At 63.7% G+C, this 22,999-nt stretch carries 23 protein-coding genes; 20 read left to right on the top strand and 3 right to left on the bottom strand.

The genetic code is table 11. From position 1 onward, the window contains the following. Positions 1-77 precede the first annotated feature (77 nt). The 7 genes from ACJ8QF_RS19455 to ACJ8QF_RS19425 all read left to right on the top strand — a co-directional run bounded on the left by ACJ8QF_RS19455 (position 78) and on the right by ACJ8QF_RS19425 (position 7,539). On the top strand, positions 78-1,790 hold the full coding sequence (locus tag ACJ8QF_RS19455) for an arylsulfatase (protein WP_131165180.1): 1,713 nt from the start codon (positions 78-80) through the stop codon (positions 1,788-1,790). Next, positions 1,787-2,971: an anaerobic sulfatase maturase gene (locus ACJ8QF_RS19450; protein ID WP_275095403.1), complete on the top strand. Its 1,185-nt coding sequence runs from the start codon at positions 1,787-1,789 to the stop codon at positions 2,969-2,971. The genes ACJ8QF_RS19455 and ACJ8QF_RS19450 overlap by 4 nt, the downstream gene beginning before the upstream one ends. Positions 2,972-3,100: 129 nt before the next feature. Beyond that, positions 3,101-4,594, top strand: coding sequence for an APC family permease (locus ACJ8QF_RS19445; protein WP_004933191.1), 1,494 nt, complete (start codon positions 3,101-3,103; stop codon positions 4,592-4,594). Continuing rightward, complete coding sequence (locus ACJ8QF_RS19440; RefSeq protein WP_131165182.1) at positions 4,569-5,159, top strand: DUF3156 family protein; 591 nt, start codon at positions 4,569-4,571, stop codon at positions 5,157-5,159. Before ACJ8QF_RS19445 ends, ACJ8QF_RS19440 begins: the two co-directional genes overlap by 26 nt. After that, on the top strand, positions 5,152-5,934 hold the full coding sequence (locus ACJ8QF_RS19435) for an SDR family NAD(P)-dependent oxidoreductase (RefSeq protein ID WP_275095404.1): 783 nt from the start codon (positions 5,152-5,154) through the stop codon (positions 5,932-5,934). Before ACJ8QF_RS19440 ends, ACJ8QF_RS19435 begins: the two co-directional genes overlap by 8 nt. 11 nt (positions 5,935-5,945) lie before the next feature. Further along, the gene (locus ACJ8QF_RS19430; RefSeq protein ID WP_131165184.1) at positions 5,946-6,743 is read left to right on the top strand and encodes a molybdenum cofactor biosynthesis F family protein; all 798 of its coding nucleotides are present in this window, start codon (positions 5,946-5,948) and stop codon (positions 6,741-6,743) included. Positions 6,744-6,747: 4 nt separating this feature from the next. Further along, on the top strand, positions 6,748-7,539 hold the full coding sequence (locus ACJ8QF_RS19425; RefSeq protein ID WP_442537770.1) for an SDR family oxidoreductase: 792 nt from the start codon (positions 6,748-6,750) through the stop codon (positions 7,537-7,539). A 104-nt stretch (positions 7,540-7,643) separates the two neighbouring features. Here the strand turns inward: ACJ8QF_RS19425 and hpaR are convergent, their stop codons facing one another. Further along, positions 7,644-8,096: a homoprotocatechuate degradation operon regulator HpaR gene (gene hpaR, locus ACJ8QF_RS19420; protein WP_004933183.1), complete on the bottom strand. Its 453-nt coding sequence runs from the start codon at positions 8,094-8,096 to the stop codon at positions 7,644-7,646. Between the two features lie 326 nt (positions 8,097-8,422). Here hpaR and ACJ8QF_RS19415 point away from each other — a divergent pair, with 326 nt between their 5' ends. From ACJ8QF_RS19415 to hpaC, 11 genes are all read left to right on the top strand, one after another. Continuing rightward, entirely contained in the window at positions 8,423-9,055 is a 633-nt protein-coding gene (locus tag ACJ8QF_RS19415; RefSeq protein WP_154870154.1) for a fumarylacetoacetate hydrolase family protein, read from the top strand. Beyond that, positions 9,052-9,816, top strand: coding sequence for a fumarylacetoacetate hydrolase family protein (locus tag ACJ8QF_RS19410; RefSeq protein WP_004933177.1), 765 nt, complete (start codon positions 9,052-9,054; stop codon positions 9,814-9,816). Before ACJ8QF_RS19415 ends, ACJ8QF_RS19410 begins: the two co-directional genes overlap by 4 nt. Next, the gene (hpaE, locus tag ACJ8QF_RS19405) at positions 9,813-11,267 is read left to right on the top strand and encodes a 5-carboxymethyl-2-hydroxymuconate semialdehyde dehydrogenase (RefSeq protein WP_033631722.1); all 1,455 of its coding nucleotides are present in this window, start codon (positions 9,813-9,815) and stop codon (positions 11,265-11,267) included. The genes ACJ8QF_RS19410 and hpaE overlap by 4 nt, the downstream gene beginning before the upstream one ends. A 37-nt stretch (positions 11,268-11,304) precedes the next feature. Beyond that, positions 11,305-12,378: a 3,4-dihydroxyphenylacetate 2,3-dioxygenase gene (gene hpaD / locus ACJ8QF_RS19400; protein WP_004933173.1), complete on the top strand. Its 1,074-nt coding sequence runs from the start codon at positions 11,305-11,307 to the stop codon at positions 12,376-12,378. A 50-nt stretch (positions 12,379-12,428) separates the two neighbouring features. Further along, positions 12,429-12,815 carry a 5-carboxymethyl-2-hydroxymuconate Delta-isomerase gene (locus ACJ8QF_RS19395; protein WP_033638797.1) on the top strand — a complete coding sequence of 129 codons (387 nt, stop codon included), beginning with the start codon at positions 12,429-12,431 and terminating at the stop codon, positions 12,813-12,815. Between the two features lie 14 nt (positions 12,816-12,829). Continuing rightward, a complete protein-coding gene (gene hpaH / locus ACJ8QF_RS19390) occupies positions 12,830-13,633 on the top strand; it encodes a 2-oxo-hept-4-ene-1,7-dioate hydratase (protein WP_442537769.1) in 804 nt (267 codons plus the stop codon). A gap of 69 nt (positions 13,634-13,702) precedes the next feature. Then, a complete protein-coding gene (gene hpaI / locus ACJ8QF_RS19385; RefSeq protein WP_004933167.1) occupies positions 13,703-14,497 on the top strand; it encodes a 4-hydroxy-2-oxoheptanedioate aldolase in 795 nt (264 codons plus the stop codon). A gap of 3 nt (positions 14,498-14,500) precedes the next feature. After that, a complete protein-coding gene (hpaX, locus tag ACJ8QF_RS19380; protein ID WP_004933163.1) occupies positions 14,501-15,871 on the top strand; it encodes a 4-hydroxyphenylacetate permease in 1,371 nt (456 codons plus the stop codon). A 34-nt stretch (positions 15,872-15,905) separates the two neighbouring features. Then, positions 15,906-16,802 carry a 4-hydroxyphenylacetate catabolism regulatory protein HpaA gene (gene hpaA, locus ACJ8QF_RS19375; protein WP_004933161.1) on the top strand — a complete coding sequence of 299 codons (897 nt, stop codon included), beginning with the start codon at positions 15,906-15,908 and terminating at the stop codon, positions 16,800-16,802. Positions 16,803-16,980: 178 nt separating this feature from the next. Next, positions 16,981-18,543, top strand: coding sequence for a 4-hydroxyphenylacetate 3-monooxygenase, oxygenase component (gene hpaB, locus ACJ8QF_RS19370; RefSeq protein ID WP_442537768.1), 1,563 nt, complete (start codon positions 16,981-16,983; stop codon positions 18,541-18,543). 16 nt (positions 18,544-18,559) lie between these two features. After that, positions 18,560-19,075 (top strand): 4-hydroxyphenylacetate 3-monooxygenase, reductase component, encoded by a 516-nt coding sequence (hpaC, locus tag ACJ8QF_RS19365; RefSeq protein ID WP_004933156.1) that lies wholly within the window; start codon positions 18,560-18,562, stop codon positions 19,073-19,075. A 45-nt stretch (positions 19,076-19,120) separates the two neighbouring features. On the opposite strand, the gene ampH is transcribed toward hpaC, so the two are convergent. Further along, a complete protein-coding gene (gene ampH / locus ACJ8QF_RS19360) occupies positions 19,121-20,263 on the bottom strand; it encodes a D-alanyl-D-alanine-carboxypeptidase/endopeptidase AmpH (RefSeq protein ID WP_442537767.1) in 1,143 nt (380 codons plus the stop codon). Positions 20,264-20,389: 126 nt separating this feature from the next. Beyond that, a complete protein-coding gene (locus tag ACJ8QF_RS19355; protein ID WP_131165188.1) occupies positions 20,390-21,148 on the bottom strand; it encodes a FadR/GntR family transcriptional regulator in 759 nt (252 codons plus the stop codon). Between the two features lie 235 nt (positions 21,149-21,383). On the opposite strand from ACJ8QF_RS19355, the gene ACJ8QF_RS19350 reads away from it, so the two are divergent. Together ACJ8QF_RS19350 and ACJ8QF_RS19345 are read left to right on the top strand one after the other, a co-directional pair. Continuing rightward, complete coding sequence (locus ACJ8QF_RS19350) at positions 21,384-22,124, top strand: SDR family oxidoreductase (protein ID WP_021505398.1); 741 nt, start codon at positions 21,384-21,386, stop codon at positions 22,122-22,124. Between the two features lie 25 nt (positions 22,125-22,149). Then, on the top strand, positions 22,150-22,995 hold the full coding sequence (locus ACJ8QF_RS19345; protein WP_442537766.1) for a fumarylacetoacetate hydrolase family protein: 846 nt from the start codon (positions 22,150-22,152) through the stop codon (positions 22,993-22,995). The last annotated feature ends 4 nt before the right edge of the window (positions 22,996-22,999 follow it).

The following is a 22,999-nucleotide window of genomic DNA, read 5'->3' as shown; positions in this document are numbered from 1 at the left end:
AAGACGAAAAAATGATGACCTTTCTCGGGCTGAGGCGTCGGGTTGTTCAGTCCGCATGACCATACAGGGGACGGACGATGCAGAAAAAAACGTTGGCGGTGGCGTTGAGCGGCGCCTTATCGGGCCTGGCTCAGGGGGCGGACGCCGATCGTCCCAATGTGCTGATCATTCTGGTGGACGACATGGGCTACTCCGACATCAGCCCGTTCGGCGGCGAGATACCGACGCCCAACCTGCAGGCGCTGGCCGAACGGGGCGTGCGCATGAGCCAGTACTACACCTCGCCGATGTCGGCGCCGGCGCGTTCGATGTTGATGACCGGCAACACCAATCAGCAGGCCGGCATGGGCGGCATGTGGTGGTATGAGAGCACCGCCGCGCAGCCGGGGTATGAAATGCGCCTGACCGACCGCGTGACCACGCTGCCGGAGCGTTTTCGCGACGCGGGTTACGCCACCATGATGGCGGGCAAATGGCACCTGGGCTATGTTGATGGCGCCAAACCGACCGATCGCGGCTTTGAGCGCGCCTTCGCCTTTATGGGCGGCGGCACCAGCCATTTCGACGACGCGAAACCGCTGGGTACCGTGGAGGCGTTCCACACGTTTTACACCCTGAACGGCAAACGTGTGTCGTTGCCCAAAGATTTCTATTCCAGCAAGGCCTATGCCGATCAGCTGGAACAGTGGATCCGTGATACTCCGCAGAATAAGCCCGTCTTCGCCTATCTGGCGTTCACCGCGCCGCACGATCCGCTGCAGGCGCCGGATGACTGGATCGCCAAATTCGACGGCAAATACGACGCCGGTTACCAGCAGGCCTATCAGCGGCGCATTCAGCGCCTGAAGGCGCTGGGGTTGATTTCCGATCGCACGCCGATGCCGACGCTGGCGCTGGATAAGGCCTGGAAAGCGCTGACGCCCGAGCAGCAAAAATATGAAGCCAAGACCATGCAGGTGTACGCGGCGATGATCGCTTACATGGACGATCAGGTCGGCGCGGTGCTGAATACCCTGAAGCAGACCGGCCGCGACCAAAATACGGTGATCGTGTTCGCCACCGACAACGGCGCCAACCCCGCCAGCGGCTTCTACTACGGCTCGAAGCCGGAGTATTGGCGGCAGTTCGACAACAGCTACGCCAACCTCGGCCGCAAGGGATCGTTCATCTCCTACGGGCCGCACTGGGCCAACGTCAGCAACGCGCCGTACGCCAACTACCACAAAACCACCAGCGCGCAGGGCGGTATCAATACCGATTTCATCATCTCCGCGCCGGGGTTGAAGGGCCGCGGCGGTATCGACCGCACGCCGATGGCGGTGTATGACATCGCGCCGACGCTGTATGACTATGCCGGCATCGACGCCCACAAACCGCTGAAGGCCAAACCGACGCTGCCGATGGTCGGCGTCAGCTTCAAGCGCTATTTCAGCGGCGAGGCCGACGGCGTGCCGCGCGCGACCTACGGCGTGGAGCTGCATAACCAGGCCGCCTACGTGGACGGCGTCTGGAAGCTGCGGCGGTTGGTGAAGGCCGGGCCGACGGCGCAGATGGCGCCGTGGGGGCTGTTCAACCTGCATGACGATCCGCTGGAGACGCGCGATCTGGCCGCCGCCGACCCGGAGCGGGTCAAACGGCTGAGCGAGGCGTATCGCCGCTTTGCGCAGCAGGGCATGGTTATTGAAGCCAAAGGTGCAGCGATCGACTATCTCGGCGTCGACGCCAACACCGGCGACTACATTGGCCTGGATCCGCAGACCCACAAACCGTTGCCGCAGGCGGCGCCATGAACCTGGCCCAGCTGCGCACGCAGCAGATCCCGGTAGAGAGCGAACCGCGCGCGGCGGCGCCTTTTCACCTGCTGGTGAAACCGATCGGTGCCGGCTGCAACCTGGGCTGCCGCTACTGCTACTACCCGCAGCGCCAGCAAACGCGGACGCGCAAGATGGACGACGACCTGCTGGCGGAGTTTATCCGCGGCTACATCGCCGCTCAGCCGCGCTACAGTCGCGAGATCAATTTCGTCTGGCAGGGTGGAGAGCCGCTGTTGGCGGGGATCGGTTTTTACAAGCGGGCGCTGGCGTTGCAGCGCCGCTTTGCGCCGCCGGGCGTGCGGATCAGCAACAGCCTGCAGACCAACGGTATCCTGCTGAACGATGCCTGGTGCCGGCTGTTCCGGCAGCATCAATTCATCATCGGCGTCAGCCTGGACGGCGATCGCGAGGTGCAGGACGCTCATCGGCCGGACAAGCGCGGCGGCGCCAGCTATGACGCCGCGCTGCGCGGCATTGCGCTGCTGCAGCGCCATCAGATCGACTTCAACCTGCTGATGGTGGTGCACGACGGCGTCGCGGACCGCGCCGAGGCGATCTACGATCATGCGGTGGCGATCGGCGCGCGCTATCTGCAGTTTCAGCCGCTGATGCTGGAAGGGGATGCGCCCACCGCCGGCTATGGGCTGAGCGCCGCCAACTGGGGGCGCTTCATGCTGGCGGTATACCGCCGCTGGCGCAGCCGCGGGCACGTCGGCCAGGTGTTTGTGATGAACATCGAGCAGGTCTACGCGCAGTATTTTACTCACGTCAGCCCCAGCTGCGTGCACGCTGAACGCTGCGGCGGCAATCTGGTGATGGAGCCGGACGGTCGCCTCTACGCCTGCGATCATCTTATCAACGCGCAGCACCTGCTCGGCCATGCCGATCGCCACACGCCGCTCGCCACCCTGGCGGCAAAGGCGGCGGGGATGCCGTTCGGCAAGAACAAAAGCCTGCGTCGCGAGTGCCAACGCTGCAGCGTGAAAAGCGTCTGTCAGGGCGGCTGCCCGGCGCATGTGGGCGAAGATCGCTACAACCGGTTGTGCGCCGGCTATTACGCCTTCTTTTCCGCGCTGCTGGCGCCGCTGCGCGCCTACCCGCGCAGCCCGCAGGGGGCGATGCAGTGGCGCGCCGCCGTGAGCGCGGCCGCAGGTTGAAAGCGTCTCGTCCTTAAGGACGATAGTCAGCATTTTCCTTTCCTCTCTATAGTGAGATGACCGCCGCTGGCGGTGAAAAACCTGCAAGCACCTGCATGCATCAGGCCAAAACTATAAGAGGAAATAACCATGAACCTGTCGTCGCGGTTGCACGCCCACCTGGCTCGAGGCAAGGTCGGCTTTCCCACCACCCTGGCCAGTTCGGTCGGGGTGATCATGGCCAGCCCGGTGATCCTGACGGTCACCAGCGGCTTCGGCATCGGCGGCGACACCTTCGCGCTGGCGATGCTGATCGCCTTCATCATGATGCAGGCGCAGCTCACCACCTTCTCCGAAGCGGCGGCGCTGTTGCCGACCTCCGGTTCGGTTTACGACTACATCTCCTGTGGCATGGGGCGCTTTTTCGCCATCACCGGCGCGCTGTCGGCCTACCTGATCGTGCACATCTTCGCCGGCACCGCCGAGACCATTCTCTCCGGCATCATGGCGCTGGTGAACTTCGAGCATCTCAACACCCTGATGGAAAGCCACAACGCCTCCTGGATGGTCGGCGTCGGGCTGGTCGTCGTGTTCGGCCTGCTCAACGCGTTCGGCATCGAGGCCTTCGGCAAGGCGGAGATCGTGCTGACCTTCGCCATGTGGAGCACGCTGGTGATTTTCGGCATCGTCGGGCTGCTGTCGCCGCATGCGGTGCCGCTCGAGGGCTGGTTCGGCAGCACGCTCGATCTGAACGATCCCTTCGCGGTATTCAGCCTGATCGGCATGGCGATGTTCATGTTCGTCGGCTGTGAGCTGGTGACGCCGATGGCGCCGGAGATCAAACGCTGCGATCGGGTGATCCCGCGGGCGATGGCGCTCGGGCTGTGCGGCGTGGCGGTGTGCATGGCGCTGTATGGCGCGGCGCTCAGCCACCAGGTGGAAAACGTGGTGATCGACGCCGCCAGCGGCACGCGCCTGCTGGAAACGCCGATGGCCATCCCGGCGTTCGCCGGCCAGGTGATGGGCCAGTTCGGCAAATACTGGCTGGGCGTCGGCCTGCTGCTGGCGGGCGCAGCAACCATCAACACGCTGATGGCGGCGGTGCCGCGCATTCTGTACGGCATGGCGCTGGACGGCGCGCTGCCGCGCATGTTCGCCTATCTGCACCCACGCTTTAAGACGCCGGTGGTCGGCATTCTGGTGGCGGTGTTAATCCCCTGCGTACACGCCTTCGCCATTCAGGGCAACCTCGACAGGATCATTCCACTGGTGCTGGCGGCGGTGTGCGCCTGGGGCGTGGCCTACCTGCTGGTGACCTGCTCGGTGGTGCTGCTGCGCCTGCGCCGCCCCGATCTGCCGCGCGCCTATAAATCGCCGTGGTTCCCGCTGCCGCAGATCGTCTCCAGCGTCGGCATCGTGCTGGCCATCGTTTACATCACGCCGCCGGGGATGAATCCGCGCGACGTCTACATTCCCTTCGGCTGGATGATCGGCCTGACCGCCGCCTATGCGCTGTTCTGGACGCTGTGCGTGCAGAAAGTGAATCCGTTCAAGCCGGTGCCGGTCGAGCAGGTGCTGGAGAACGCGTTCGCCAAGGGCGAAAACGAGGAGGCGCAGTTTGATCGGCTTACTTCCCTCACTTAATCGCGCCTGGCGGCGAGCACCGTCGGGCTATCGGCCGGGTGCCGCGCTGGATCGTCTGGCGCGTAACCTGGAACCCTACGCGTGCGAACGCCTGGCGCCGGGCCTGCTGCGGCTGACGCTGCCGCAGGGGCCGCAGATCGAGGTCAGCGAACAGGTGCAGGGGCTGTTTATGGCGCATATCGTCAGCCACCGTTTTCGGCTGCAGGGAGTATGCGCAGCGCAGCCCCCGCTGACGCTGGACGTGGTGACCGGCGGTTGGCTGCGGCGGCGCGGCGTGCGCTATCTGCTGCGCCAGCGCCATGCGGCCGCGCAGCGGTTGCTGGCCGGCCTGCTGCGCTACCCGCAGATCGGCGAGACGCTGGCGCAGCTGGATTTTCGCCGCGTGCGGCTGACGGTCAAAGACGGGCGCTGGCAGGTGGATATCGAGCATTTCGCCGCGTCGGAGGTGGTCAGCCGCGTGCCGGCCGGCCGCCGCTATCTGCGGCTGGATGCCGAACAGCGGCGGCTGCTGTTGAGCAGCCTGCTGATGATCGGCCAACTGATGGAGAAGCTGAATCATGAATAGAGTGGTTGTGATTACCGGCGGCGGCACCGGCGTCGGCGCCGCCTGCGCCCGTCTGCTGGCGGCGCAGGGCGATCGGGTGTTCATCATCGGCCGCCGCCCGGAACCGCTGGCGGCGCTGGCGCATGAGATCGGCGCGCAGGCGCTGGTGGGCGACGCCGCCAGCGGCGAGAGCTGGGCCCACACGTTGCTGCCGGCCATTCTGCGCGAAGCCGGGCGCATCGACTGCCTGATCGGCAGCGCCGGTGGCATGGGCTTCAAGCGTATTACCGAGATGACCGACGAGCAGTGGCAAGGGGCGATGGACAGCAACCTCAACAGCGCTTTCGCCAGCGCGCGCGCCTGCCTGCCGGAACTGATCAAGAGCGGCGGCAACCTGCTGTTCGTCGCCTCGATCGCCTCGCTGGCCGCCGGGCCGGAGGTCTGCGGTTATGTCACCGCCAAGCACGCGCTGATCGGGCTGATGCGCTCCATCGCCCGCGACTATGGCCCGCTGGGCGTGCGCGCCAACGCGGTGTGCCCGGGCTGGGTGACCACGCCGATGGCGGACGAAGAGATGCAGCTGCTGATGGACGCCCATCAGATCTCGCTGGAGCAGGCTTACCAGATGGTCTGCCGTGACGTGCCGCTGCGCCGGCCGGCCAGCGCCGAGGAGATCGCCCGCGTCTGCCGTTTCCTCTGTTCCAGCGAGGCTTCAATCATTACCGGCGCGGCGCTGGTGGCCGACGGCGGCTCTACCATCGTCGATGTGCCGACCCTGGCTTTCACTTCCCTGTAAGGAGCATTTCCATGAGTTCAGAAGCGGTATTCATTCAGGTTGGCGCGCTGGCGGAAGGCTTTGCGCCGCACAGCAACACGCTGGAACGCCAGCACGGGCTGGCGGGCACCACGCTGACGCTGCGTTTCAGCGACGGCGCGACGCAGCGCTGTCGGTTCAGCGACGCGCAGACGCTGGAGTGGGGGGAGCGGCGCGGTATCGCCTATCGCGCTACCAGCATTCGCCCCGGCGTGCTGTTCATCGATTTTCTCGATCCCGCCCGCGCCAACGCCAGCATTACGCTGGTGTGCGACCGCAATCAGGGCAACTTCACCGCGGTGTACGGCCAACTGCCGGATGAAGCGCAGGCGCGGCTCGACGCCTTCAGCCGGGTGGAGCAGGGGCTGCCGCTGACCGCGGTCGAGGCCGAATTCCGCTTCGGCACGCTGGATGACGCCGACGTGGCGCCGCCGGGCTTTACCGATGAGCTGATCGGCATGCGCAACATGTACACCTACAGCCCGACCGAGCGCTACGAGCACATCTACCTGAACGACAACTTCTATGCCTGGCAGTGTCTGGACGGGGTGGAGAAAGGACTGGCGGACGTGGATCGCTGCCACTACGTGAAGGTGGCGGAGCAGCTTTATCTGTTTGTCTGGCGCGAGAAGATCATTCCGACGCTGGGCGTGGTGATGATCGATCTGCAGGGCATGCGCACCGACGGCAAGATCCTCGGTTATCAGGGCAGCGATTTCAGCGCGCTGAGCAACTTTGCGGTGGGCGCCCATGCGCAGGTGCTGAACACCACGCGCCACCCGCGAGGATAGGCCGATGAGCGCAACCTATGCGGTCGACGCCTTCGCCGGGCAGGCGGTGCTGGTGACCGGCGGCGCGCAGGGCATCGGGCTGGCGATCGTCAGCGCCTTCGCCCGGCTGGGCGCCGAGGTGACGATCGCGGACGTGCAGCTGCCGCAGGCGCAGGCGGCGGCGCAAATGCTGCGGGACGAAGGGTTGAGCGTGCAGGCGCTGGCCTGCGATCTGGCCGAGCCGGGGCAGATCGCCGAGTTGGTGGCGGCGGTGGGCGAGCGGCACCAACGGCTGGACGTGGTGATCCACAACGCCGCCTATTTTCCGCTGACTCCGTTCGCCGCCATCGACGCGGCCCTGTTGCAACGCACGCTGAGCGTCAATCTGATGGCGCCGTTCTTTCTGGCGCAGGCGGCGCTGCCGTGGATGCGCCGCTCTGGCGGCGGCAGTCTGCTGGTGACCTCGTCGGTGACCGGCCCGCGGGTGGCGTATCCGGGGCTGGCGCATTACGCCGCCTCCAAGGCCGGGGTAAACGGCTTTATTCGCGCGGCGGCGCTGGAGCTGGCGGCGGAGAACATTCGCGTCAACGGCGTGGAACCGGGGATGATCCGCACGCCGGCGATGGCCAACCTGGGCGACGCGCAGGTGAATCAGGCGATCGCCGCCGCGGTGCCGCTCGGGCGGCTGGGGGAACCGGAAGACATCGCCGCGGCGATGGTGTTTCTCGCCTCGCCGGCGGCGGCCTATATCACCGGCCAGACGCTGGTGGTGGACGGCGGCGCGCTGTTGCCAGAAACGAATGCTCCGCTTGCTTGACGCAGCCACGCACCCCAGTCGCTTACTTGAGTAAGCGACTGGGGATTTACGCCTTGGCCGCCTGGCTGCAACGCCAATTAATGTGAGAATTCCGGTGGGTTAAATCACTGCTTGGCGGGATGCGCGGTGACGTTGGCGGGCAGGCTGTCGCCCAGGGTGATCAGCTCGTCCAGCAACGTCATCAGCTGGTCCATTTTCTGCCGCGAGAAAGCGGCTTCAATCTCGGCGTAGCCCTGTTCCACCTGGTGGCGCGCCACTTCATACAGATCCTGACCCTGCTGGGTCAGCGACACGTACAGCTTGCGCTGATCGTTGACCGGCTTGAGGCGGAAGATCAGCTTATCACGCTCCATGCGCGACAGAATGCCGGTCAGGCTGGGGCGCAGGATGCAGGTTTCCGCCGCCAGTTCGTGGAATTCGATCGAGCGGCTGTTGGCCAGCACGCGGATGATGCGCCACTGCTGCTCGGTGAGATTGTGGCTTTTCAGGATCGGGCGGAAGAACCCCATGGCGGTTTCACGCGCCTGCAGCAGGGCGATGGTTAACGATTCATGCATAAGTTTGGCCTTAGCTATCAAGGTGTTCGCTGTTACGGCGCTCGTCATGGGGGCGCCTGCCCCGCAAAGCCCGATTTGTTAATAACTTAATAGTAGCCAAAGTTACCCGCAGGGATAAAGCAAAAATGCGTGGCGCAGCGAAAAATGGCGAGAAAAATGATTAATGCGTTGAATAATCACGCCAATGTTTGTTGTTTGTGAATATTTTGTTATCACGATCACAAATCATTCCAAGCGCGTTGCGTAAAAGCTGCACAGCGTATAAAAGTAATCATTAATATATTAATGAATGCCGGTTGTCATGTTTTGCCATTGGAGGAGTTCGCATGAAAGGCACCGTATTTTCCGTTGCGCTGAACCACCGCAGCCAACTGGACGCCTGGGATCAGGCGTTTCACCAGCCGCCGTACCAGACCCCGCCCAAAACCCCGGTGTGGTTTATCAAACCGCGCAACACCCACCTCGCCAACGGCGGGGCGATCCCGTTTCCGGCCGGTGAAACCGTGCAGAGCGGCGGCACGCTGGCGGTGATCATCGGCGACACCGTTCGCAAGGTGCCGGCGGCGCAGGTGAGCCGTTATCTGGCCGGTTACGCGTTGGCCAACGACGTCAGCCTGCCGGAGAGCAGCTTCTATCGCCCGGCGATCAAGGCCAAATGCCGCGACGGGTTCTGCCCGCTGGGAGAGATGGGCCAACTGGAGAATGCCGATCGGCTGGAGATCGTCACCGAGATCAACGGCGTGGAGCAGGATCGCTGGTCCACCGCCGATCTGGTGCGCTCGGTGCCGGAGCTGATCGCCGCCATCAGCGATTTCATCACCCTGCAGCCGGGCGATGCGGTGCTGATCGGCACCCCGCACCAGCGGGTGGAGATCAAACCGGGGGATGAGGTGACGGTGCGCGCCGCCGGCCTGCCCACTCTGAGCAACCGCGTCACCCAGGCAGGAGCCGCATCATGAAACATGCCCGTATTCGCCATCATGGCCAGATCGTCAACGTTCAGGTGGACGACCAGCTGCGCGTCACGTTGCCGAACGGCGAGGTGCTGCAGGAGCGCGAAGTGGAATGGCTGCCGCCGGCGCAGGGCACGGTGTTCGCCCTGGGGCTGAACTATGCCGACCACGCCAGCGAACTGGAATTCAAGGCGCCGGAAGAGCCGCTGGTGTTCCTCAAGGCGCCGAACACTCTGACCGGCCATCGTCAGGTATCGGTGCGTCCGGCCGACGTGGAGTACATGCATTACGAAGCCGAGCTGGTGGCGGTGATCGGCAAGACCGCACGCAACGTCAGCCGCGAGCGCGCCATGGAGTATGTGGCGGGTTACACCCTGTGCAACGACTACGCCATCCGCGACTACCTGGAAAACTACTACCGGCCGAATCTGCGGGTGAAGAGCCGCGATACCCTGACGCCGATCGGGCCGTATATCGTCGATCGCGACGACGTCGCCGATCCGCACCGGCTGGCGCTCAGCACCTACGTCAACGGCGAGCTGCGCCAGCGCGGCAGTACCGCCGACATGATTTTCGACATTCCGTTCCTGATCGCCTACCTGAGCGAATTCATGACGCTGCAGCCGGGCGACATGATCGCCACCGGCACGCCGAAAGGGCTGGCCGACGTGCGGCCGGGCGACGAAGTGGTGGTGGAGATCGAGGGCATCGGCCGTCTGGTTAACCACATTATCAGTGAAAAAGATTACGAGGAGAGCCTACGATGAAAACCATCAACCACTGGATCAACGGCAAGAACGTCGCCAGCAAAGAGTATTTCACCACCACCAACCCGGCGAACGGCGAAGTGCTGGCGGAAGTGGCCTCCGGCGGCCAGCTGGAGATCGACCAGGCGGTGGCGGCCGCGAAAGAGGCTTTCCCAAAATGGGCCAACACGCCGATGAAAGAGCGCGCGCGCCTGATGCGCCGTCTGGGTGAGCTGATCGATCAGAACGTGCCGCAGATCGCCGAAATGGAAACCGCCGACACCGGCCTGCCGATCCATCAGACCAAAAACGTGCTGATCCCGCGCGCCTCGCACAACTTCGAGTTCTTCGCCGAGGTGTGCCAGCAGATGAACGGCAAGACCTACCCGGTGGACGACAAGATGCTCAACTACACGCTGGTGCAGCCAGTGGGGGTCTGCGCGCTGGTGTCGCCGTGGAACGTGCCGTTCATGACCGCCACCTGGAAAACCGCACCTTGCCTGGCGCTGGGCAACACGGCGGTGCTGAAAATGTCCGAACTGTCGCCGCTGAGCGCCGATCGCCTGGGCGAGCTGGCGCTGGAGGCCGGTATTCCCGCCGGGGTGCTGAACGTGGTGCAGGGCTACGGCGCCACCGCCGGCGACGCGCTGGTGCGCCATAAAGACGTGCGTGCGGTTTCGTTCACCGGCGGCACCGCCACCGGCCGCCGCATCATCGAAAGCGCCGGGCTGAAGAAATTCTCCATGGAGCTCGGCGGCAAGTCGCCGGTGCTGATCTTTGAAGACGCCGACATCGAGCGGGCGCTCGACGCCGCGCTGTTCACCATCTTCTCGATCAACGGCGAACGCTGCACCGCCGGTTCGCGCATCTTCATTCAGGAGAGCATCTATCCGGAATTCGTCAAACGCTTCGCCGAGCGCGCCAACCGTCTGCGCGTCGGCGATCCGCAAGATCCCAACACCCAGGTGGGGGCGCTGATCAGCCCGCAGCACTGGGAAAAAGTTTCCGGCTATATCCGCCTCGGGGTGGAGGAAGGGGCGACCCTGTTGGCCGGCGGCCCGGATAAACCGGCCGGCTTGAGCCACGGCAACTTCCTGCGCCCGACGGTGCTGGCGGATGTCGACAATCGGATGCGCGTGGCGCAGGAGGAGATCTTCGGGCCGGTGGCCTGCCTGCTGCCGTTCAAATCAGAAGAAGACGGCCTGCGCATGGCCAACGACGTGGAGTACGGCCTGGCGTCGTACATCTGGACGCAGGATGTGAGCAAGGTTCTGCGTCTGGCCCGCGGCATCGAAGCGGGCATGGTTTTCGTCAACACCCAAAACGTACGCGATCTGCGCCAACCGTTCGGCGGCGTGAAAGCCTCCGGTACCGGCCGCGAAGGCGGCGAATACAGCTTCGAAGTGTTCGCCGAGATGAAGAACGTGTGCATTTCCATGGGCGACCACCCGATCCCGAAATGGGGCGTCTGAGCCTCAGGCCACAATAATAACGAAAGAGATGAGAACAATGACGACAAAACTGACCACTAATGCTGTCCCTGCTCCCGACGTCGTGCGCTGTGCCTACATGGAGATTCAGGTCACGAACCTTAAAGCCGCACGCGAATTTTACGTCGATATCCTCGGCCTGGTCGTAACCGCCGAAGATGACAAAACCCTCTACCTGCGTTCGATGGAGGAGTTCATTCACCATAACCTGGTGCTGCGCGAAGGCCCGGTCGCCGCCGTGGCGGCGTTTGCTTTCCGCGTGCGCACGCCGGAAGACGTCGATCGCGCCGAAGCGTATTTCAAGGCGCTTGGCTGCCGCACCGAGCGGCGGGTGAACGGGTTCGCCAAAGGCATCGGCGATGCGGTGCGGGTAGAAGATCCGCTCGGTTTCCCGTACGAATTTTTCTACGACGTGCAGCACGTCGAGCGTCTGGCCTGGCGTTACGATCTGTATACGCCGGGCGCGCTGGTGCGCCTCGACCACTTTAACCAAATCACCCCTGATGTGCCGCGCGCCGTGGAATATATCCAGGGGCTGGGTTTCCGCGTGACGGAAGACATCCGCGATGAAGACGGCGTGGTTTACGCTGCCTGGATGCGCCGCAAGGCGACGGTGCACGATACCGCGATGACCGGCGGCGCCGGGCCGCGCATGCACCACATCGCCTTCGCCACCCATGAAAAACACAACATTTTGGCCATCTGCGACAAGCTCGGCGCGCTGCGCAAATCCGATTTGATCGAACGCGGCCCTGGCCGTCACGGCGTCTCCAACGCGTTCTATCTCTACCTGCGCGATCCCGATGGCCACCGTGTGGAAATCTACACGCAGGATTACTACACCGGCGATCCGGACAACCCGACCGTGACCTGGGACGTGCATGACAACCAGCGCCGCGACTGGTGGGGTAATCCGGTGGTGCCGAGCTGGTACACCGAAGGATCGCTGGTGTTGGATCTCGATGGGCAGCCGCAGCCGGTCATCGAACGCAGCGCGCCCAGCGAAATGGCCGTCACCATCGGCGCAGACGGTTTTTCCTATACCCGCGAGGGCGATACGGAAAAAGGTTTCAAACTTGGCAATACGCTGTAAATGCCGCTGCGCGGGCCTCGCCCGCGCCTATGCGCCGTCTGGAGAACGCTATGCCCCATTTTTACGCTGAATGTACCGACAACATCCGCCGCGAGGCGGATTTGCCCACCCTGTTCGCCAAGGTTAACGAGGCGCTGGCGGCGACCGGCATCTTCCCGCTGGCCGGCGTGCGCAGCCGCGCCATCTGGCTCGATACCTGGCAAATGGCCGACGGCAAGCAGGATTACGCCTTCGTGCACATGACGCTGAAGATCGGCCACGGCCGCAGTCTGGAAAGCCGTCAGCAGGTGGGCGAGATGCTGTTTACGCTGATCAAGGAACACTTCGCCGCGCTGATGGCGCAGCGTTACCTGGCGCTCTCTTTCACCATGGAAGAGCTGGATCCGGTGCTGAATTACAAACAGAACAATGTCCACGCGCTGTTCAACAAGGCGTGAATAAGGGGTCGTAAATGCTGGATAAAGAGCAGGTTAACCGCGCCGTGCAGCGTCTGCATCAGGCGGAAAAGAGCCGTGAGCAGATCCGCGCGCTGTCGCTCGATCATCCCGAGATCACCATTGAAGACGCCTATGCCATTCAGCGGCAGTGGGTAGAACTGAAGATCGCCGAGGGGCGCACGCTCAAAGGCCATAAGATCGGCCTGACCTCGCGCGCCATGCAGGTGAGCTCGCAGATCACCGAGCCGGATTACGGCGCGCTGCTGGACGACATGTTCTTCAACGACGGCAGCGACATTCCGATCGATCGCTTCATCGTGCCGCGGGTGGAAGTGGAGCTGGCGTTCGTGCTGGCCAAGCCGCTGCGCGGGCCGAACTGCACGCTGTTCGACGTCTACAACGCTACCGACTACGTCATTCCGGCGCTGGAGATCATCGACGCGCGCAGCCACAACGTCGATCCCGAGACGCAGCGGCCGCGCAAGGTGTTCGACACCATCTCCGACAACGCCGCCAACGCCGGGGTGGTGATGGGCGGGCGGCCGATCAAGCCGGATGCGCTGGATCTGCGCTGGATCTCCGCGCTGCTGTACCGCAACGGCGTGATTGAAGAGTCCGGCGTGGCGGCGGCGGTGCTCAACCACCCGGCCAACGGCGTGGCCTGGCTGGCCAACAAGCTGGCGCCGTATGAGGTGGAGCTGGAGGCGGGGCAGGTGATCCTCGGCGGTTCCTTCACCCGGCCGGTGCCGGCGCGGCGCGGCGATACCTTCCACGTCGACTACGGCTCGATGGGCTGCATCAGCTGCCGCTTCGTCTAATAAGCCGGCTCGGCGAACCGGGCCGCACTAAACCGGGCGGGGCCGCGCCCGCTTGTCAGGGAGAATGCGATGTTAACCAACCACTTCAAGCGGGCGCTGCAGGAAAAACGCCCGCAGATCGGGCTGTGGCTCGGGCTGTGCAGCAGCTACAGCGCCGAGCTGCTGGCCGGCGCCGGTTTCGACTGGCTGCTGATCGACGGCGAACATGCGCCCAACAACGTGCAGACGGTGCTGGGGCAGCTGCAGGCGGTCGCCCCTTACCCGAGCCAGCCGGTGGTGCGGCCGCCGTGGAACGACGCGGTGATCATCAAGCAGCTGCTGGACGTCGGCGCGCAAACCTTATTGATCCCGATGATTCAGAACGCCGAACAGGCGCGCGACGCGGTGCGCGCCACGCGCTATCCGCCGCACGGCATGCGCGGCGTCGGCAGCGCCCTGGCGCGCGCTTCGCGCTGGAACCGGGTGCCCGATTACCTGCAGCAGGCCGATGAGCAGATGTGCGTGCTGGTGCAGATTGAAACCCGCGAGGCGGTGAAAAACCTCGACGCTATCCTGCAGGTGGAAGGGGTGGACGGCGTGTTCATCGGCCCGGCGGATCTCAGCGCCGACATGGGCTTCGCCGGCAATCCGCAGCACCCGGAGGTGCAGCGCACCATCGATGACGCCATCGCGCGCATCCGCGCCGCCGGCAAGGCGCCGGGCATTTTGATGGCCAACAAGGCGCTGGCGCAGCGCTATCTGGAAGCCGGCGCGCTGTTCGTCGCGGTAGGGGTGGATACCACCCTGCTGGCGCGGGCGGCGGAAGCCCTGGCGGACGAGTTCAAACAGGGCGGGGCGCAAGCGCCTTCATCGGGAGTCTACTGAACCATGAACCACGTCGATTCGCTGCCGCCGGCCAACCCGGCGCAGCAACATAAAGCGTTAACCGCCGCCGAGCAATCGGTGATTAAAAAGTTGTTTCGGCGCCTGATCATTTTCCTGTTCGTGTTGTTTGTTTTCTCTTTCCTCGACCGCATCAACATCGGCTTCGCCGGGTTGACGATGGGCAAAGATCTCGGCCTCAGCTCGACCATGTTCGGGCTGGCGGCGACGTTGTTCTATGTCACCTACGTGATCTTCGGCATTCCCAGCAACATGATGCTGAGCCGGGTCGGCGCGCGGCGCTGGATCGCCACCATCATGGTGCTGTGGGGCATCGCCTCCACCTGCACGATGTTCGCCACCGGGCCGACCAGCCTGTACGTGCTGCGCATGATCGTCGGCATCACCGAGGCCGGCTTTCTGCCGGGCATTCTGGTGTACCTCACCTACTGGTTCCCGGCGTTCTACCGCGCCCGCGCCAACGCCTTGTTCATGATCGCCATGCCGGTGACCATGGCGATCGGCTCGCTGGTCTCCGGCTATATTCTGGCGCTGGACGGGGTGATGAACCTGAAGGGCTGGCAGTGGCTATTCCTGCTGGAAGGCATTCCGTCGGTGCTGCTGGGTGTGGTGGTGTGGTTCTACCTCGACGACACGCCGGCCAAGGCCAAGTGGCTGACCGACGAGGAAAAAGCCAGTCTGAAGGCGATGATGGAGGCCGATAAACTGCAGCTGGTGCAACCCAACGGGCCGAGCAGCCACCGCGCGCTGCAGCAGCGCAGCCTGTGGCGTGAGATCTGCACGCCGATCGTGCTGATGTACACGCTGGCCTATTTTTGCCTGACCAACACCCTGAGCGCGATCAATATCTGGACGCCGCAGATCCTGCAGAGCTTCAACCAGGGCAGCAGCAACGTGACGATCGGCATCCTGGCGGCGATCCCGCAGATCTGCACCATCGCCGGCATGGTGTGGTGGAGCAAACGATCCGACAGGCTGCAGGAGCGCAAGCATCACACCGCGCTGCCGTACCTGTTCGCCGCCGCCGGCTGGCTGCTGGCGTCCGCCACCGATCACAGCCTGATCCAGCTGCTGGGGATCGTGATGGCGTCGGTCGGTTCCTTTACCGCCATGGCGATCTTCTGGACCACGCCGGATCAGTCGATCAGCCTGGAAGCGCGGGCGGTGGGGATCGCCGTGATCAACGCCACCGGCAATATCGGATCGGCGCTCAGCCCGCTGTTGATTGGCTGGTTCAAGGACATGACCGGCAGCTTCAACTCCGGGCTGTATTTCGTCTCGGCGCTGTTGATCGTCGGCGCCGTGCTGGTGTGGCGCATCCCGATGAAGGATTCGCGCCCGAGAGCGACGCCTTGATACGCAGACAGGCAGGATTGCAGGAGGTAATGAGGTGCGGAAAAGTACCGGTTTTATCGCCAACATCGATATTTGCAAAGAGTATGACGCGCGCTACGCCGCCGACGAGGTGCACTACGAAACCTTCGCCGGGCTGGCGGCGTTCTTCGGCCGCGACATGCAGGTGCACTGGCACGACTGCTTCTTCCAGGTGCATTTTCTGGAGACCGGCAAGATAGAGCTGCAGCTCGACGATCAGCACTATTCGGTGCAGGCGCCGCTGTTCATCCTCACGCCGCCGTCGGTGCCGCATGCGTTCTTCACCGAACCGGACAGCGACGGCCACGTGCTGACGGTGCGTCAGGAGTTGATTTGGCCGCTGCTGGAGCGCCTGTACCCCGGCAGCAACCTGGCGCTGGACATGCCGGGCATCTGCCTGTCGCTGGCCGATGCGCCGCAGGAGCTGACGGCGCTCAGTCACTATTGGGCGCTGATCCGCCGCGAATTCGCGCAGAACCTGGCCGGGCGCGAACAGACGCTGGCGCTGCTGGCGCAGGCGGTGTTCACGTTGCTGCTGCGCAACACCGCGCTGGAAGACAGCGCCAACAGCGGCGTGCGCGGCGAACTGCAGCTGTTCCAGCGCTTCAACAAGATGGTGGACGAGCGTTTTCGCGAGCACCTGCCGGTGCCGGAGTATGCGCAGGCGTTGGGGGTGACCGAATCGCGGCTCAACGACCTGTGCCGGCGCTTCGCCAACCGGCCGCCCAAGCGGCTGATCTTCGATCGGCTGCTGCGCGAGGCCAAGCGCATGCTGTTGTTCAGCGCCTGCACGGTGCATGAAACCGCCTACAGCCTCGGCTTCAAGGATCCGGCCTATTTCGCCCGGTTTTTCAATCGGCTGGAAGGCTGTTCCCCCTCGACCTACCGCGCGGCGCAACACGCCCTTTCGTAACCGCGATCACAGTTTGCCGCGAAAGCGGCAAACTGACCTGAAAAGTACCGGCGATTGCCGCAAAAGTCTCTTCTCGAAACCGGCTTTGGCAGCTTCAATTAAGCAACCAAAAGAAAACATTATTTTAACAAATGGCCGACTCCACGGCCTGAAAAATGCCGATGACGAGGAAGACCCGATGAAACCAGAAGACTTTCGTGCCGACAGCAAACGCCCGTTCACCGGCGCCGAATACCTGAAAAGTTTGCAGGACAGCCGCGAAATCTACATTTACGGCGAGCGTGTGAAAGACGTCACCACCCATCCGGCGTTCCGCAACGCGGCGGCGTCTGTCGGCCAGCTGTACGACGCGCTGCACGATCCGGCCAGCCAGGATCGCCTGTGCTGGAATACCGACACCGGCAACGGCGGCTACACCCACAAATTCTTCCGCTATGCCCGCAGCCCGGAAGAGATGCGTCAGCAGCGCGACGCCATCGCCGACTGGTCGCGCCAAAGCTATGGCTGGATGGGGCGCACGCCGGACTACAAGGCGGCCTTCGGCTGCGCGCTGGGCGCTTATCCGGAGTTCTACGGCCAGTTCGCCGATAACGCGCGCCACTGGTACAAACGCATTCAGGAAACCGGGCTCTATTTCAACCACGCTATCGTCAACCCGCCGATCGATCGTCATAAGCCGGTCAACGAGGTGAAGGACGTCTACATTCAGGTGGAGAAAGAGACCGACGCCGGCATCATCGTCAGCGGCGCCAAAGTGGTGGCCACCAACTCGGCGTTGACCCACTACAACTTCATCGGCTTCGGTTCGGCGCAGGTGATGGGCGATAACCCGGACTTCGCGCTGATGTTCGTGGCGCCGATGGACGCCGAAGGGGTGAAGCTGATTTCGCGCGCCTCCTACGAGCTGGTGGCCGGCGCCACCGGATCGCCGTTCGACTACCCGCTGACCAGCCGCTTCGACGAGAACGATGCGATCCTGATCATGGATCATGTGTTGATCCCGTGGGAAAACGTGCTGATCTACCGCGATTTCGACCGCTGTCGCCGCTGGAGCACCCAGGGCGGTTTCGCCCGGCTGTTCCCGCTGCAGGCCTGCGTGCGCCTGGCGGTGAAGATGGATTTCATCACCGCGCTGCTGCAAAAGAGCCTCTCGTGCACCGGCGTGCTGGAGTTCCGCGGCGTGCAGGCCGATCTGGGCGAAGTGGTGGCCTGGCGCAACCTGTTCTGGTCGCTGAGCGACGCGATGTGCGCCGAAGCCACTCAATGGGAAAACGGCGCCTACCTGCCGGATTCCGCCGCGCTGCAAACCTACCGCGTGATGGCGCCGATGGCCTACACCAAGGTGAAACACATCATCGAGAAGAACGTCACCAGCGGCCTGATCTACCTGCCGTCCAGCGTGCGCGACATGAACAACCCGGAGATCGACAAGTACCTGGCGCGCTACGTGCGCGGATCGGACGGTATGGATCACGTCGAGCGCATCAAGATCCTCAAACTGATGTGGGATGCGATCGGCAGCGAGTTCGGCGGGCGCCACGAGCTGTATGAGATCAACTACGCCGGCAGCCAGGATGAGATCCGCCTGCAGTGCCTGCGCCATGCGCAGGGATCCGGCAACATGGATCGCATGATGCAGATGGTCGACAAGTGCCTGGCCGATTACGATCAGCAAGGCTGGAAGGTGCCGCACCTGCGGAACAATGACGATATTAATCAGTTGGATAATCTGCTGAAGTAATTCAGGAGGAGGTTGTATGTCTCAGGAAAATGAACAGCGGCTGCGCTTTCGCGACGCCATGGCCAGCCTGTCGGCGGCGGTGAATATCGTCACCACCGATGGCCCGGCGGGGCGCTGCGGCATCACCGCCACGGCGGTGTGCTCGGTGACCGATACGCCGCCGACGCTGCTGGTGTGCATCAACCGCAACAGCGCGATGAACCCGGTGTTTCAGGAAAACCGCAGGCTGTGCGTCAACGTGCTCAACCACGAACAGGAACTGATGGCGCGCCACTTCGCCGGCATGACCGGCGTCAGCATGGAAGATCGTTTCCGGCTGGAAGAGTGGCAGCTCGGCGCGCTGGGGCAGCCGGTGCTGCGCAATACCCTGGCCAGCCTGGAAGGGGAGATCGAGCAGATCCAGAGCATCGGCACCCACCAGATGTACCTGGTGCAGATCAAACAGATCGCGCTGAGCGAAGCCGGCAACGGCCTAATCTATTTCAAGCGCAACTTCCATTCAGTGATCCACCAGATGGCGGTGCCGGCCTGAGGCGTGGGGGCGCAGTTGGCGGCGCAGTTGGCGGCGCCCCTCATCTCAACTCTTGTTGGCCGCCAGATCGCTCACCAGGCGGTTGACCGGATCGCTCATGTTGGTGAACTTGCTCAGCTCCGAGCGGGTCACCACCACGAACACCCCGACGTTTTTCGCCGGGATCATCGCCATGTAGGTAATGAATCCGCCGCCGCCGCCGGTCTTCTGAATGATGCCCGGCAGCCCGTCCTTCGGCGCCATATACACCCAGCCCAATCCCAATGCATCCGCGTGCCCCGGCACGTCCATGCCCTTCAGCGACACCAGATCGTGGCGCTGGAAGTACATGGTTTGCTCGCTGGCGGCGGTGGCTTTGCGCGGGCCGCTGGCGCTGGAGGAGAGGAACTGCTGCATCCAGCGCTGCATGTCGCGCGGGGTGGAGTAGACGCCGCCGCTGCCGGCTGCGGCGGTGGTGTCGCGACAGGCACTCGGGCCGGCCGCCGCCACCATCAGACGCGAGCACTGTTCAGGGCTCGGCGTCAACGTGGTGTCGACCATGCCGAGCGGCGCGGTGATTTTCTCTTTCAGCAGCGCGCTGTAAGGCTTGCCCGCGGCTCGCGACAGCGCATCGGCCAGCAGATCGTACGCCAGGTTGGAATACGCGGCGCGCACGCCCGGCGGCACCGTGACGTTGGCATGCGCCAGCCATTGCCAGCGCTGAGCCTTGGTCGGCCAGGTGAACACCGGCGTTTTCGGCGGCTTTTTGCCCGGCTGCTCGCGCGGCAGCGCGCTGGTGTGGGTCGCCAGGTTCAATAAGGTGATCGGCTGGCCGGCGTTGTAAGACGGCACATAGGCGCCCTTGGGAGCGTACTTGCGCAGCGGGTCGGTCAGCTTGACCTGGCCTGCCGCCGCCATTTTCACCATCACTTCGCTGGTCATCAGCTTGGTGATCGAGGCGATGCGGATCAGCGAATCCGGGCGCGGGCGCAGGTTGTTGCCGGGCTTGGTGTCGCCGAAGCTGCGGTTAACCACCTGATTGCCGTCGATCACCACCAGCGCCATGCCGGTGGCGCCGCTGTTGTAGAAAATATGTTCGGCATACTGGTCGACGATTTGCGAAGCCAGCTGCGGGGGCGCGGCCTGCACGGCCAGCGGCGCGGCGCACAGGCCTAGCGCCAGCAATAAAGCGGAGACAGAGTTCTTCAACGGTCGTTATCCATTTAACAATGCAGCGGGAAAGGGCGTAATCCATCGCCCAGTGTAATGCGCCCGCCCCCCCGCTGCATGTAGAAAAAAGGGCGGTGGCGATAAAATTTTTTAACCGCCGGCGGCTTACTGCGCGCGGGCGAAAATGGCGATCACTTCATCCAGGTGCGCCTTCATCGCTTTGCGGGCGCCGCGCACGTCGCGCGCTTCGATCGCCGCCAGGATCGCCCGGTGTTCCAGCTCGGAGCGGTGCGGCATGTCGTCCGGCGTATAGTGGCGCTGCAGCACGCGGAACATGCTGCCGTAGCGGTGGCCGAGCAGATGGCCGATGATGAACGCGTAAGCCGGGTTGCCGCTGGCCTGGGCGATGCGGATGTGGAACAGCCGATCGCCGGGGTGGGTGGCGGAGCCGGCGCGGTTATCGCGGCAGTTCTGCTCATAGGCAGCGCGGATGCCCGCCAGCTCCTCGTCGGTGGCGTGGCGCGCGGCCAGCGCGGCGGTCTCCGGTTCAATCAGCAGGCGGGTTTGCAGCAGTGAAAACGGCGGCAGCTCGGCGTTGAAATCCAGCTCGATATTCAGTTCGTCGTCGATCTCCGCCCACTGGTTGCGGCCGGCCTGGGCCATCACCGATTCCTGCGACGCCGCCGGCGGCGTTGGCGAACGCACGATCACCCCGTTGCCCACTTTGACGTCCACCAGGCCGATCACTTCCAATGCGATCAGCGCCTCGCGTACCGACGCGCGGCTGACCTGCAACTGCTGGGCAAGATCGCGCTCCGAGGGCAGGCGGCTGCCAGGCGGAAATTCGTTATTCTCGATAAGACGTTTGAGCTGGTCGGCTATCTGTCTGTAAATCCTTGGGTTTTCCAGTCGGGTAATCGGCATTTTTGACCTTTGACGATTCGGCGTTCAGTGATTTGGCGCACAATTATGCGACAAGGCGCTTGAGTAATCGTTATTCAAGTGTAAAAAAATGGTTAATTGAAATGTGGTTTCAAGGCTGTTTTATTAACTTCTTCCCCCAACGATAACGCGTAAAGCGTCTTTTGTCATGTTAGAGGCCTGACCTTTAATTGCCCTTATTGGCCTGACCATTAGACCTTTAGGCCGAGGAGTCAAGATGGATTTAACCGGGAAACGCGTACTGATCACCGCCGCCGGGCAAGGGATCGGTTTTACCACCGCCAGGCTGTTCGCCGCCGCCGGTGCCGAGGTGATCGCCAGCGACATCAACCTCGAGCGCCTGCAGGGCTGCGCCGGGATCCGCGCGCTGACGTTGAACGTCACCGATCCGGCCGCCATCGCGGCGGCGGCGGAAGCGATCGGTCCGATCGATGTTCTGTTCAACTGCGCCGGCGTGGTGCACAGCGGATCGATCCTCGATTGCAGCGAAGATCAGTGGGCGTTCGCGCTCGATCTCAACGTGACCGCGATGTTCCGCATGATCCGCGCCTTCCTGCCGGGCATGTTGGCGCGCGGCAAAGGCTCGATCATCAACATGTCCTCGGTGGCCTCGAGCGTGAAAGGGGTGCCGAACCGCTTCGCCTACGGCGCCAGCAAGGCGGCGGTGATCGGCCTGACGCGCTCGGTGGCGGCGGATTACGTCACCCAGGGCATCCGCTGCAACGCCATTTGCCCCGGCACGGTGGAATCGCCGTCGCTGCGCCAGCGCATCAATGAGCAGGCGCGCGAACAGGGGCGCAGCGAGCAAGAGGTGTATCAGGCGTTCGTCGCCCGCCAGCCGATCGGGCGCATCGGCACCACCGAGGAGATCGCCCAGTTGGCGCTGTATCTGGCCTCCGACGCCAGTTCGTACACCACCGGCACGGTGCAGATCATCGACGGCGGCTGGAGCAACTGAGCCGCCATTTTTGAGAGAGGAACGCATGAAACTTTTACGTTATGGGGAACCCGGGCAAGAGCGCCCCGGCATGTTGGATGCGCAAGGTCGCCTGCGCGATCTGTCGCAGCATATCGCCGACGTGGGCGGTGCCGCGTTATCGCCGGCGTCGCTCGCCAAACTGCGCGCGCTGGACAGCGCCGCGCTGCCGCTGGTCGAGGGGCAGCCGCGCCTCGGCGCCTGCGTCGGCGGCATCGGCAAGTTCATCTGCATTGGCCTGAATTACGCCGATCATGCGGCGGAAACCGGCGCGGCCATTCCTGAAGAACCGGTGGTGTTCAGCAAATGGACCAGCGCGGTGGTCGGCCCCTACGACCGGGTGGAGATCCCGCGCGGCTCGCAGAAAACCGACTGGGAAGTGGAGCTGGGCGTGGTGATCGGCCTGGGCGGGCGCTACATCAGCGAAGCGGACGCGATGCGCCACGTCGCCGGTTATTGCGTGATCAACGACGTCTCAGAACGCGAATATCAAATTGAGCGCGGCGGCACCTGGGACAAGGGCAAAGGCTGCGACACCTTCGGGCCGATCGGGCCCTGGCTGGTGACCGCCGACGAGATCGCCGATCCGCACAGCCTGAACCTGTGGCTGGAGGTGGACGGCAAGCGCTATCAGGACGGCAACACCAGCACCATGATCTTCCGCATTCCACAGATCGTCAGCTACCTCAGCCGCTTCATGAGCCTGCAGCCGGGCGATGTGATCTCCACCGGCACGCCGCCGGGCGTCGGCATGGGGCAGAAACCGCAGCCCATCTACCTGCGGGCGGGCCAGACGATGCGTCTGGGCATCGAAGGGCTGGGCGAACAGCGCCAGCAAACCGTACAGGCTTAACCGG

Origin of the sequence: Serratia sp. CY81684, from assembly GCF_052166595.1 — a bacterium.
GTDB lineage: Bacteria > Pseudomonadota > Gammaproteobacteria > Enterobacterales > Enterobacteriaceae > Serratia > Serratia nematodiphila.
This window is presented reverse-complemented; position numbering and strand designations above follow the sequence as displayed.